The organism is Aurantimonas sp. 22II-16-19i, from assembly GCF_002088275.1.
Lineage (GTDB): Bacteria > Pseudomonadota > Alphaproteobacteria > Rhizobiales > Rhizobiaceae > Jiella.
This window is the reverse complement of sequence record NZ_AQQS01000030.1, coordinates 1-11,911: the sequence shown is the minus strand read 5'-3', so window position 1 is coordinate 11,911 and position 11,911 is coordinate 1. Positions and strand designations below refer to the sequence as shown.

9 protein-coding genes and 2 pseudogenes are annotated in these 11,911 nt (G+C 61.8%); 4 read left to right on the top strand and 7 right to left on the bottom strand.

The genetic code is table 11. The features are described from left to right. Positions 1-286 precede the first annotated feature (286 nt). From ATO4_RS19905 to ATO4_RS19895, 3 genes are all read left to right on the top strand, one after another. The gene (locus tag ATO4_RS19905) at positions 287-2,446 is read left to right on the top strand and encodes an ATP-binding domain-containing protein (RefSeq protein WP_083593329.1); all 2,160 of its coding nucleotides are present in this window, start codon (positions 287-289) and stop codon (positions 2,444-2,446) included. Then, entirely contained in the window at positions 2,403-3,077 is a 675-nt protein-coding gene (locus ATO4_RS19900; RefSeq protein ID WP_083593326.1) for a DUF2290 domain-containing protein, read from the top strand. The genes ATO4_RS19905 and ATO4_RS19900 overlap by 44 nt, the downstream gene beginning before the upstream one ends. 74 nt (positions 3,078-3,151) lie before the next feature. Beyond that, positions 3,152-3,532 carry a restriction endonuclease gene (locus ATO4_RS19895; protein WP_083593324.1) on the top strand — a complete coding sequence of 127 codons (381 nt, stop codon included), beginning with the start codon at positions 3,152-3,154 and terminating at the stop codon, positions 3,530-3,532. 9 nt (positions 3,533-3,541) lie between these two features. Here the strand turns inward: ATO4_RS19895 and ATO4_RS19890 are convergent, their stop codons facing one another. Further along, a complete protein-coding gene (locus ATO4_RS19890; RefSeq protein ID WP_083593321.1) occupies positions 3,542-3,877 on the bottom strand; it encodes a helix-turn-helix transcriptional regulator in 336 nt (111 codons plus the stop codon). A gap of 184 nt (positions 3,878-4,061) precedes the next feature. Between ATO4_RS19890 and ATO4_RS27330 the strand changes: the two genes are divergently transcribed. Continuing rightward, positions 4,062-4,964, top strand: coding sequence for a hypothetical protein (locus tag ATO4_RS27330; protein ID WP_139802571.1), 903 nt, complete (start codon positions 4,062-4,064; stop codon positions 4,962-4,964). 305 nt (positions 4,965-5,269) lie between these two features. On the opposite strand, the pseudogene ATO4_RS19880 reads toward ATO4_RS27330, so the two are convergent. From ATO4_RS19880 to ATO4_RS27825, 6 genes and pseudogenes are all read right to left on the bottom strand, one after another. Continuing rightward, positions 5,270-6,553, bottom strand: a pseudogene (locus ATO4_RS19880) (IS256 family transposase). Between the two features lie 350 nt (positions 6,554-6,903). Continuing rightward, a complete protein-coding gene (locus tag ATO4_RS19875) occupies positions 6,904-8,670 on the bottom strand; it encodes a hypothetical protein (protein ID WP_139802570.1) in 1,767 nt (588 codons plus the stop codon). After that, complete coding sequence (locus tag ATO4_RS19870; RefSeq protein WP_083593315.1) at positions 8,667-9,812, bottom strand: chemotaxis response regulator protein-glutamate methylesterase; 1,146 nt, start codon at positions 9,810-9,812, stop codon at positions 8,667-8,669. Before ATO4_RS19870 ends, ATO4_RS19875 begins: the two co-directional genes overlap by 4 nt. A gap of 10 nt (positions 9,813-9,822) precedes the next feature. Further along, complete coding sequence (locus ATO4_RS19865) at positions 9,823-10,710, bottom strand: CheR family methyltransferase (RefSeq protein ID WP_083593312.1); 888 nt, start codon at positions 10,708-10,710, stop codon at positions 9,823-9,825. Positions 10,711-11,016: 306 nt separating this feature from the next. Then, on the bottom strand, positions 11,017-11,484 hold the full coding sequence (locus ATO4_RS19860) for a chemotaxis protein CheW (protein ID WP_083593308.1): 468 nt from the start codon (positions 11,482-11,484) through the stop codon (positions 11,017-11,019). A gap of 69 nt (positions 11,485-11,553) precedes the next feature. Further along, positions 11,554-11,911: pseudogene (locus ATO4_RS27825) on the bottom strand (methyl-accepting chemotaxis protein); the annotation flags it as partial.

The following is an 11,911-nucleotide window of genomic DNA, read 5'->3' as shown; positions in this document are numbered from 1 at the left end:
GCTCTGGCGGGGGCTCCTATTGGAAATTCGGGGCATAGTCGGGGTGCATGCATCGGAGTTATGCTCTGTCGATATATCCCGGATGCCCGCGAGCGTGATGAGAACGCGACCGATGCCATCCTCTGAGAGGTTCGAAGCCAGACACTCTCGCAGACAACACGGCGATCCGCCGAAATCTGGGACCATTGCCTGCAACTAAAAGGCTTCAACCCGTTCCATCTCGTTTGACACTCGACGGAAGCGTGTCGGCCCATTAAACCTGCGCTGAGGCAAACGGACGGACGATATGGCAGACATAGTTTACGGGGAGCAGGCTCTTACCGGGCCACTGCAGGGCCTCGTAGAGCTTTTTCAGAACGAAGCGTATTCGGGTACGCTTTACGTGGGCTATCCGATACTGACGAACGTCGAGGGCACCGTACGAGTTGACGCTTTGTATGTTGCTCAAGATGCTGGGGTCGTCGTCTTCGACCTCAGCCATCTGAATGCGACAGCTGCTGATCAGGATGCGATAACTGAAGTCCAGAAAGCACAGGACCGCTACTTCGCGGCGGTGCACTCGAAGCTCTTGGAGACGCCGGAACTGTTGGTACGCCGTCAGCTCGGCGTGCCTATAACCACGGTCTCAATAACGACCGAAACAGACGCCACCATCGGCGATGCGCAGTTGTCGACAATAGAGAACCTGGCTCGACTTTTGCCCCGAAACGCCAATTTGAGCGCGGAGCATTATCAGGTTCTCAACTCGGTCGTAGAGCGAACGGCGACCATTCGTCCTCGAAAACGCCGGAGTAACGTATCGCGAGGCAATTCACGCGGCGCGCTGTTGAAGCAGATCGAGAAAAACATTGCGAACCTTGACGCATGGCAAAAGCGTGCTGCTATCGAAATGCCCGCCGCGCCTCAGCGTATTCGCGGCTTGGCGGGTTCTGGAAAGACGATAGTATTGGCATTGAAAGCCGCATTCCTTCATTCCAAGGAACCAGAATGGAGGATCGCACTAAGCTTCCAAACCCGCTCTCTCTATCAGCAGTTCCGCCGTCTTATCAGGCAATTTTGTTTTGAATTTTCCAAACAGGAGCCGGATTGGGACAAACTTGTAGTCTTACATGCCTGGGGTAGCGCAACATCAAAAGGCGTTTACTCCGAAATCGCACGATCCTTAGGACAGCCGGCAGTGGACTTCACCACTGCTCGCAACAGGTTCGGCGCAGGAAACGCCTTTGGAGGAATTTGTGCCGACCTATTGGGCGTCGTAAAGAGCAACCCGAACGTTCAGCCGATTTTCGATGCTGTCTTGATCGACGAAGCGCAAGACCTTCCACAGCCATTCTTCGAGCTGGTGTACTACCTTACCAAGCAGCCGAAGCGGATCGTCTACGCATACGACGAACTTCAAAATCTGTCGGACTTCGCAATGATGCCCGCCGAAGATTTGTTCGGCAGAAAGGGCAACGGCCATCCCAACGTGCAGCTCCGGGATGAGCCAGGGCGCCCCAAGCGAGATATCATCCTCCCCGTTTGTTACCGCAACTCGCCCTGGGCGCTTTCAACGGCCCATGGTTTAGGCTTCGGCGTATCTCGCGAAGCCGGTCTCGTGCAGATGTTCGACGAACCTAGCCTGTGGCGAGAGATCGGATACGAAGTCAGCGAGGGTGAGCTGGCCAATGGCCATGATGTAGCATTACGCCGGTCGCAGACTGCCACGCCGAGCTTCTTCACCGACCTCTTGTCGCCAGAAGACGCGGTGAGTTTTCACACTTTTGAGAATACTGATGCGGAGATGGAATGGTTGGCTTCTGCCATCAATACCAATCTAGCTGAGGATGAATTAGAGCACGACGATATTCTTATAGTCGTCCCGGAGGCGTTAACAATACGATCCACCGCGCCACGGATAATGCGAGCGTTAAGGAAGCATGGAATAACTGCTCACTTAGCCGGCGTGACCACCTCTCGTGATGAGGTTTTCTCTTCAGAGAGCATTGCTATCACATCTATATATCGAGCTAAAGGAAACGAAGCGCCGATGATCTACGTCATTGGCGCAGATTACTGCCAAGGGGGATTTAACCTCGGACGAAAGCGAAACATCCTTTTTACGGCAATCACGCGGTCACGAGCTTGGGTCAGAATTAGTGGGGTTAGTGAGAAAATGTCGTCGCTGACGGCTGAGTATCAAGCCATTGCTGCAGATCATTTCGATTTGCGGTTTCGGTACCCAACCATCACGCAGCTTAAGCAAATGCGGACGCTGCACCGGGATCGCTCTTCAGACGAAATTTCGGAAATTGAGCAGGATATTGACGGCTTATCTCGCCTCTTGCAGCGGGTCGAGACCGGTCAACTAAGCATCGATGCATTGCCGCTAGAAGCACAAAATTTAGTGAGACGTTTAGCTAATGAAAATACAAAAACTACAAATCCTAGTCGAAGACCTCGTTGAAGCTGGTTTCATCATCGCTAACAGGCCGCACACCAGCCGGCGTAGTGGCAGGATAACTGCTGTCGAAATTGGTAATACGGCCCCCCTCGGCGGAGAGAAGCTTGTTATCGAGAGCAGCTCGTCGCATTATCTTGAGACACTCCGACAGGATCGCCTCTCATGGCTCTTGTTCGACGCGTCTATCGTTCAGATCGCTTATAGCATGCAGGGCGAGACCCTAAAGTCGCATCGCTATTGCTATCTTCCTGCCCCCTTTTCTGCCGATTTGCGGCAAGGTTCTGATCAAGACCTTCTTGAGTGGATCGAGGGAGCCTGTGCGTCTGACCCTCTAGATAGTCCGCGAAAGAGCTCGTTGCGGTTTGAATTTGATCCAGTAGCTCAAGCGGAAGATCACGCCGCTGCGCATCTTCATGTGAACACAGCCGATTGTCGCCTTCCGATGAGAGCCCCGTTGTCGGTACGAGAATTCGTCGGCTTCCTAATCAAATACATCTATCCGTCGGAGTTTTCTGCCGCACTTTTGGGACAGCTACCATTTGACAGTGATCCGACCATCAGCCCGGCCGAGGAGCAAGGCTTCCACCTCAATTGGAGGCGCACAGCGCGAGACGCTGCTGCCGAGTACGCATAATCATCAGTTCAGCCTCCGGGCGGACGTGAACGTGGGCATCTTGGCGACCCTGCACAGCCAACCCGAACTCTGGATTGCACAAGAATGCCGCCGAACAGTTGAGGCGGACCGGAGATGGCGGTGTCGATGGCGTCGTTAACGAAGACCGCTTGGGCCTTGATCGCATCTATGTTCAGGCCAAGCGGTACGGGCTCGGTAGCTCGGTTGGACGACCCGATGTCCAGGCGTTTGTTGGCAGCCTTGTCGGGTTAGGGGCTACGAAGGGCGTATTCGTCACGACGTCCTCCTTCTCATCGCAGGCTCGGGATTTCGTCAGGCATCTCGCTCAGCGCGTCATTCTTATCGACGGCAACACACTTGCCAGCCTTATGATCGAGCACGGCGTGGGCGTGCGGATCAGCAGGACGGTTGAGGTGAAGCGATTGGATGAAGTTTTTTTCTCCGAGGAAAGCTGAATTCGGCTGCTAACCCTTTGGATGTAAGGCCGCCTCGATTATGCCGCTCATCCACGCTAGTTCCTTATCGTTCAGGCTGGCAAGTCGTGTGCTGATATCCGCGAACCGGCCGCGTTGGATTGCACCGGATGCAACTTCAGTAGTGAAGAGTTCAGCCGGATCGACCTGAAGAGCCCCGGCCAGACGCTCGATCAGGGGGAACCGAGCACCGGTCGCGCCGATCTCGATCTTCGAGATCATGTCGGTGCTCACCCCCGCGCGCTCTGCAAGGACCTCCTGGGTCAAGCCCAGCCGCTTTCGATGAGCAGCGACAAGACGCCCGAACCTTATGCGCAAATCCGCCATTCCGCTCCCTCTTCAGGAGAGCAGTAGGCGGAGCGACGATCATCGCGTAGGGAAGCCAATTAGAAATTAGGCTAATCTAGTAAGCCAATTGCAATCAAATGCACCGAGAGTGTCGTAGGTCCCATTCACCATACGGCGTCCGTGGCAGGCGAAGTTCGCCACAGCCCCCAGCGGAGTGTGCAAAATGATCGTAGACGGGGGTTCCACGTCGAAAACAGCCTCGGCTCGTCTCTGGCTGAACGCGGGAATTGTCTTCCTCGGGACGCTTTGCATGCTTTTGTTCGGGTTCAGGGTGACGACTGGATCGATAGTCGGCTTTGGGCTGTTGGGAGCAGGGCTTTACGGCCTCCTTGTCTCCCCACCCCGGGCGAAGACGGCGCACGGCGGTCACGTCCGAGCAGTGGCCGGGCCAAGCGCGAAGACAGCAGGCAGAGAAGCTGCCGGCATCACCATGGAGGAACAACGGATTGATGTTCGGGGGCTCCATCGCCGTCGCAGGCCGAACAAACTCCTCTGGGCGGAACGACTGGATCGCTACAGCAAGCGCAAGAAGGCCGAGCGGCAATCAAACCCGTTCATGCGGTCTTTGGATCGCGTCTGCAGGAAGATTGTAAAATGGACTGCGGTTGTTGTCGGCACGGTTGCCCTCATCACCGTCGCCTGGGGTTCATATGAAGCTGCAACTGCAACTCCCGAACAAAGGGCAGCGTGGGCATTCGAGCGAGCCCAGCGCCAGGAGGAAAGGGCCCGCGAACAAGCGCAGCGAGCTCAGGCGGCAGCGGAGAAAGAAGAAGCCGATCAACATGCGGCGCGAGAAGTTGCTGCGAAAGAGGTTCAGTTTAGGTGTCTTTCCGGCTGGACCGGCTCAATGCTGGACTTCGCTCGGGAGGTGAAGGACAGTCTGCGCGAGCCCGACAGCTTCGAGCATGTCATGTCGTCCGCAACCCCGGTTCACGCGGACGGCACGCAGATCATCATCATGGAGTACCGTGCGCGGAACGGCTTCGGTGGCATGAACGTGGAGACGGCTCAGGCAACAGTCAATAATGACGACTGCAAGCTGATCTCATGGCAAGGCACTCGTTAGAGGGTCAATCGGGAACTTGCCTTCTCGAACGTAAACTCCTGACAGCGGTACAACCCCGTGGTACAAAATGGTCCTCCGAATGGGTTGCTCCTGCGACTGAGACACCTGCAAAATAAGCGGTGAGCTTTTGGGGATGTTCTCCCTTCCTCTCCGCCATGGCCAATCTAAGTCATTGAGTTGATTTTTACGCCTTGGAGCGTATGGGTTTCACGATCGCCGCGTGGTACGCAAAGGTGGTACACATTGTGTTGCGTATCGCTCGGGAAATGGTCACACAACAATGGTACGCATGAGTGCCTCGAGCTTTATGAAAGCTGTGGGACTGTCAGGAATTCCGTGTGTGAGCGGGCATAATGGGACCGAAGGAGATCGCCCATGACCCGTGTGAAGCGCTCGCCGTAGAGAATGGCGAACTGCGCTTTGGCCATCGCCCACTCACGTGGCGCCATCTTCCACTCCTTCTCGGCCCGGTTCAAGACGAGAAAGAGCAGCTTCATCGCCGCGTCGTCGGACGGAAAGTGGCCGCGGGCTCGCACCGCCCGGCGCAGCTTGGAGTTCAGGGCCTCTATGGCATTCGTGGTGTAGACGATTTTGCGAACGTCCTCGGGGAAGGCGAAGAACGGGATGACCTAGGCCCAGGCCCGGCGCCAGCTTTGCCCGATTGCCTTGTATTTCCGGCCCCATTCGCCCTCCTCGAACGCCGTCAGGGCCTTTTCGGCCGCCTCGGCGTCGGTGGCTCGGTAGATGTCCTTCAACGCGGCCGCGACGGGCTTGCGATCCTTGTAGGAGGTGAAGTCGAGGCTGTGGCGCAGGAGATGGACGATGCAGGTCTGGACCGTCGTCTCGGGGAAGACTGCGGTGATCGCCTCGGGAAAGCCCTTCAGCCCATCCACGATTGCCAGGAGGACATCCTCGACGCCCCGGTTCTTCATCTCGTTCATAACCTTGAGCCAGAACTTGGCGCCTTCGTTCTGCTCCAGCCAGAGACCAAGGATCTCCTTCGTGCCGTCGGCGCGCACGCCGAGCGCGATATGGACAGCCTTGTTGCGGACAAACCCCTCATCTCGGATCTTCACGCGAATCGCGTCAAAGAAGACAAGGGGATAGACCGGCTCGAGCGGCCGGGCCTGCCAGGCGGCAACCTCCTCCAGAACGGCATCCGTCACGGCCGAGATCAGGTCCGGCGAGACGTCCACGCCGTAGAGATCGTGGAGATGGCCGACAATCTCCCGGTTGCTCATGCCCCGGGCGTACATCGAGATGACCTTCTCGTCGAAGCCCGGGAAGCGGCGCTGGTATTTGGCGATGAGCTGCGGGTCAAAGCTCGACTGCCGGTCCCGCGGCACGGCTAGTTCGAACTTGCCGCTGTCGCTCGTCACCGTCTTCTTGCCGTAGCCATTGCGGCCGTTTCCAGCGCCGTTCTCGCCGGCAAGATGATGATCCATCTCGGCATTCAGCGCCCGTTCGGCGAGCGCCTTCTTCAGCCCATCGAGCAGGCCTCCGGGATCAAAGGCGGTCTTGGGATCGGCGCCAGAGAGAAGCTGGTCGAGCAGCGCGTCAGGGATACTGGGTTCTTTGCGGCGGGCCATGGGCGATCTCCTTCGGTCCCATTATGCCCGCTCACACACGGAATTCCCGATAGTCCCCAAGCTGTTGAATGGCATGGCGCTTTGCGATTGAGAGCTGGCCCCTGCTCAGCTCCACCATTGCACCCCTCCCGAATGGAGCCGTTCGGCCCAACCCTGGAAGTCTCGCGCAGCAGAGCGTGAATTCGGGTTGTCTCGCTTTCCGGTATTCGCCTCACGCGCCCGGCTGTCACCGCGCATCGGACCTTCGCCGCCCCCCGGCTGCCGCCGAAGCCGTCAGTCCGTCGTCCTTTTCCGCCCTCGCCATGCCTGACCGTCCGCTCGAAGTGTCGCGGCGTCGCCGGCATTTGCCGTCAGAACAGCATGTCATCGATGGCGGTCGAATCGTCGGCGGCGGCTGGACCGTCATCGGTGCGAGAAGCCTTCTCCGCCAGGACGGTGCCGCCGCCGAGGACGGCCTCGTGGATCTGGCGTTCCACCTCCATCGTATAGGCCGCGCGGAGCTGGGCAAAGAGGGCTTCGTGGCCCGGCGCCGGAGCGCCTGCCGCCTCACCCGGCGCATCGTTCGCCAGCTCGGCCTCCACCGCATCCAGCTCGCCGACGAGCCCGTCCAGCCGATCGAGCGCGGCGCCGGCGTCCGAGGCGAGCGCCGCGGCGCGGGTGCCGACCTCGCCCAGAACCGTCCCGACCGTCTGCATCCTTCCGTCCACCGCCTGGAGGAGATCGAGGCTGCGCTCGGCCTCGGCGACCAGCATCGCCATGCTCCGCTCGGCGCCATTGCGCCGCGCCTCGGCCAGTTCGGCGGCGATGATGCCGAGTTCGGACAGCGCGCCGGCGACGGCTTCGGAGCGGGTGACCATCTCGCCGACCAGTTCGCGCATCTGCAGGGAGACGACGCCGAGCGCCTTTCCCTCCTGGCCGAGATTGGAACAGGTGATGGCGGTGTTCAGGCTGACCAGGCGCATCTCGAATTCGAGCGTCCGCATCTCCCGGGAACAGGCGCCGAACATCTCGACGTCGCCGCCGATGGTCCGGGCCAGCGCCTCGACATGCCGGTGCTCGGCCTCGGAGAGCGACAGCTCCGCCGCCGCCCGGGCGATGTCCGAGGCGAGTCGTCTCGTCCCCGGCAGGTCGGATCCGCCGTTCTGATCGAGCTCGCTCTTCAAGGCGGTGAAGGAGCGATCGATCCTGCGCGACAAGGCAAGGATCGCATCGCGGATGTAGCTGGTCTCCGTCACGAGGTTGTCGCGGGTATCGGCGAGCTGCGCCAGTTGCAGCCGCAAGATCGCCGGCCCCGCCGCCGGCGCTTCGGAGGCGACGGCGAGAGCCGCCGCGGCATGTTCCAGACGTTGCCGGGTGTTGTCGCCGATCTGCATCGAGGCGACGATCGTCGACGCCTCCTGGGCGATCTCCTGCGAGGCCGCCGTTGCGCAGGACCCGACCTTGCCGGCCCGCTCGCGCTCGGCAAGGGCGCCGCGGAGATCGGCCTCGATCCGCTCCGTCAGGTTGGCCGTGGCGACGCGCATGTTCCGCTCGAAGATGGCGCTCCGCGACGCGGCATCCGACAGGAGCCGGCGCAGGCGGACCTGCCCCTGCTGCAGCTCGTCCACCACGCCGGACGCCCGCTTCGACAATTCGAGCACGTCGTCGGTGAAGACGGTCAGCTCGGAATTGCCGTGGTTGCGCATCGAGGCGGCGGTCACCCTGGCATTGATGGCGATCGCCGCGATCATGGCGACCGTCTGCCGCAGCTCGTCGATCCTCGGCGTCGCCGCCGCAAGCGAGCGGGACAGCTGCTGGATCAGCGAGCGCTCATGCTCCGATCGCTCGACGAGATTGGTGCATTCGCCGACGAGCGCTCTGATGGCGGCTTCCGCCGAGGCGAGTTCCGGGCTGGCATGGGCCGTGGTGACGGCACCGAAGGCCGACTGCATGTCGCCGAGGATGCCGACGCAGGTGACGAGCCGCTCGCCGATGCCGAGAAAGATCTGTTCGATCGCCGCGATCGTGCCGTTCAGCCGGTCGCGATGCCGCAGCAGCGCGGGGGCCGAGCTGCGCTCGCCCGGCATGTCGTCGTCTTCGTCGAACGGCTGGTAAGGGACGGCGGCAAGTGCGCTCATGATGCGGCCCTTGCCGCCTGGGCGGCCCCGGCGCAATGGCGAAGGATCTCCTCGGCGACCTTTTGCAGCGGCATGACCTTCTGCACCGCGCCGAGCTCGATCGCCTCGCGCGGCATGCCGAAGACGATGCTCGTCTCCTCGTCCTGGGCGACCGTGTGGGATCCCATCGCCCGCATTTCCAGAAGACCGCGTGCGCCGTCGTCGCCCATGCCGGTCAGAAGCACGCCCATCGCGTTGGCGCCGGCATTCTGCGCCGCCGTGCGGAACATGACATCCACCGAGGGGCGATGGCGGCAGACATAGGGCCCCTCCCCGATCGCGACCGTATATCGGCTGCCGGCTCGGCGCAGCAGCATGTGCCGGTTGCCGGGGGCGATCAGGACGCGGCCGGCAAGCACCTGATCGCCGTCGGCCGCCTCCTTCACCGCAACCGCGCAGATGCCGTCGAGCCGGCGGGCGAACGCCGCCGTGAAGTTCTCCGGCATGTGCTGGACGATCAGGATGGCGGGGCTCGCCGCCGGCAACCTGGTCAGGACCGCCGCGAGCGCCTCGGTGCCGCCGGTCGAGGCGCCGATGCAGACGATCGGTTCGGTCTTCGGAATCGAGCGACGCAGCGAGGCAGCGCGGGTTTCGGAGATCGGCGGGACGACGACGTCCGCCAGATGCTTCGCCTCGACCACCATCTTCGGCTGGCGGCGCGCCCCGGCGCGCACCTTGGCATGGGCGGCGGCCTTGGCGACGTCGCAGATCAGCATGCGGGAATCGTTGAGGAACTGCGCCGTGTCCACCCGCGGCTTGGTGATCACGTCGACGGCGCCGGCGGCCAGCGCCTCCATCATCACGTCGGATTTCTCGGCGGCGAGGCTCGAACAGATGACCACCGGGATCGGGCGCTGGGCCATGATCTTCCGCAGGAAGGTCAGGCCGTCCATGCGCGGCATCTCGATGTCGAGGAACAGGACGTCCGGCACCTGCTGACGGATCTTTTCGGCCGCCAGGTAGGGATCGGCGGCGGCCCCCATCACCTCGATCTGCGGATCATCGGCAAGAATGGCGCTGAGGGTGGCGCGCACCGAGGCCGAATCGTCGACGATCAGGACCTGGATCTTCCCGCCGCCATCCGTCGAGGCTTTGATTGGCATCGATCCCTCCTCAAGATTTCTGGAAGACGGTCGGCCCGACCTGCCGAACGCTCTTGTCGACGACGACCATGGATTCCGAATGGCCGACGACGAGATAACCCCCCCGCCGCAGATGGCCGACGAGCCGGGCGACGACCGCTTCCTGATCGGCCTTCTCGAAATAGATCAGAACGTTGCGCAGGAAGATGATGTCCACGTCCCGATCGTAGGGATACTGCGTATCCATCAGGTTCATCCGCTCGAAGCGGGCGCGCTGGCGCAGTTCCGGGACGATTCGCACCTCGCCGCGAAGCGCCGGATCCCGGCTCTCCATGACGTAGCGCTGCCGCTTGTCTGCCGGGACCGGCTCCATCGCCTCGACCGAGTAGACCGCCCGGCGGGCCTGTTCCAGAACGACCGTCGAGATGTCCGTGCCGAGAATGGCGTAGCTGAAGTTTCGGCGCTTGCGGACGATGTCCTCGAGCACCATCGCGATCGACCAGGCTTCCGCGCCGTTGGAACTCGCCGCGCTCCAGACCTTGAGCAGCGGACGCGGACGGGTTTGCGAAAGCAGCGCATCCACCATGCGGTTTTCCATGAAGTGGAGATGGTCGGGCTCGCGGAAGAAATCGGTCTTGTTGGTCGTCACGACGTCGATCAGATGGGTGATCTCGGATTCGAGCCCGCCCTGGTCGAACAGGAAACGACAATAGGCGTGTAGATTCGGTTGATTTCGGGCGCGCATTCTCTTGCGCAGGCGCCCCTCGATCATCAGCTGCTTTGCCGGCGGCAGCTTGATCCCCGTGTGGCTCGTGACGAGGCCGGCAAGCCGCTCGAAGTCGGCCGCACCGATCTGATCGTTCACGCCTGCCGGGCGGAAAGCCCGGCCACCCTCGTCGACCGCAGAAGAAAGAGCCATTCCATTATCCTTTGGCGACGCGCCGGAGAGGCCACCGAGCCCCGTCGACGCCAGTCCGGAACCGGACGGTGGCGGCGCCGCGCGGCCGTCGATGCCGTTTGCCGACAAGGTCACGGCGCCGGCAAGGTCACGTCGTTGCGTCCGTCGGTCCGGGCCTCGGCCACGAACCATCTGCTAATTCACCAAGCTTGAGCGAGGACGGGTCACGCGAGCGGCCCGGTTCGGCCGCGAGCGGTTTTCCGCTCGTCCTTTTGCCGCCGCATGATCCTGTCTCGAAAAGTGGTCCTCGCTCTTCGCGATCGTCGCCTAGGCGGCGGCGACGTTCGCCTCGACGTCCTCGACGGCGAACAGCCGGTCGAGATCGAAGACCGTGACGAAGGCGCCGTTGCGCCGGCCGACGCCCGCGACGCAGTCGGCCTGCCAGCGCGTTCCCATCCGGGCGGGTGGTTCGAGCGATCCGGTGTCGAGTTCCGCCACCTCGAAGACCCGGTCGGCTCTCAGCGCGACCTTGCGCTGGTCACCCTCGATCTCGACCTCGAGCACGATGATGCGCGTGTCGAGAGTGTCCTCGGCCGCCGGCATCGCCAGCCGCAAGCGCAGATCGGTCACCGGCACGCTCTGACCGCGCACGTCGATGACGCCGAGGAAATCGGCCGGCGCCCGGGGCATCTTCGCAAGGGGTTGCGGCTCCAGGATTTCCTGCACCCGGGCCACCGGAACCGCAAAGAGGCTGTCGGCAACTCCCAGGGTCACATATTGCGTGTGGTCGGCCATCTCGATTCCTCGCATCAGGTTGGACGTCGCCTCCGGCGATGAGCCGGAGGCAGGGTTGGGATGCGCAAGCTAGGCAGCGTGACCGTTGCGGGTGAAGCGGCTGTCCAGCTCGTCGCCGCCGTCATTGAGGTCGAGATCGAAGCCGCCGCTCTTGGCTTTTGCGGGGCGCTTGCCCGCCATGGAGGGCGCCGCGGCACGGATGGTCTCCTGCAAGTCGGCGACGCCGAAGCCCGGCGTCTTCTTCCCGGCATTCGCCTTGCGCGGCGCCGAGGCCATCGCCATCCCGCCCGCTCCGGTCTGCTCGATCCGGAAGTAGGAGATCGCCTGCTGGAGCTGATCGGCCTGGCTCGCCAGCTCTTCCGACGTCGAGGCCATTTCCTCGGCGGCGGAGGTGTTCTGCTGGGTCACCTTGTCGAGCTGCTGGATC

Coding starts and splice junctions, on each gene's coding strand:
- ATO4_RS19905 (WP_083593329.1), top strand. CDS start 287: ATGGCAGACATAGTTTACGGGGAGCAGGCTCTTACCGGGCCACTGCAG.
- ATO4_RS19900 (WP_083593326.1), top strand. CDS start 2,403: ATGAAAATACAAAAACTACAAATCCTAGTCGAAGACCTCGTTGAAGCT.
- ATO4_RS19890 (WP_083593321.1), bottom strand. CDS start 3,877: ATGGCGGATTTGCGCATAAGGTTCGGGCGTCTTGTCGCTGCTCATCGA.
- ATO4_RS27330 (WP_139802571.1), top strand. CDS start 4,062: ATGATCGTAGACGGGGGTTCCACGTCGAAAACAGCCTCGGCTCGTCTC.
- ATO4_RS19875 (WP_139802570.1), bottom strand. CDS start 8,670: ATGAGCGCACTTGCCGCCGTCCCTTACCAGCCGTTCGACGAAGACGAC.
- ATO4_RS19870 (WP_083593315.1), bottom strand. CDS start 9,812: ATGCCAATCAAAGCCTCGACGGATGGCGGCGGGAAGATCCAGGTCCTG.
- ATO4_RS19865 (WP_083593312.1), bottom strand. CDS start 10,710: ATGGCTCTTTCTTCTGCGGTCGACGAGGGTGGCCGGGCTTTCCGCCCG.
- ATO4_RS19860 (WP_083593308.1), bottom strand. CDS start 11,484: ATGGCCGACCACACGCAATATGTGACCCTGGGAGTTGCCGACAGCCTC.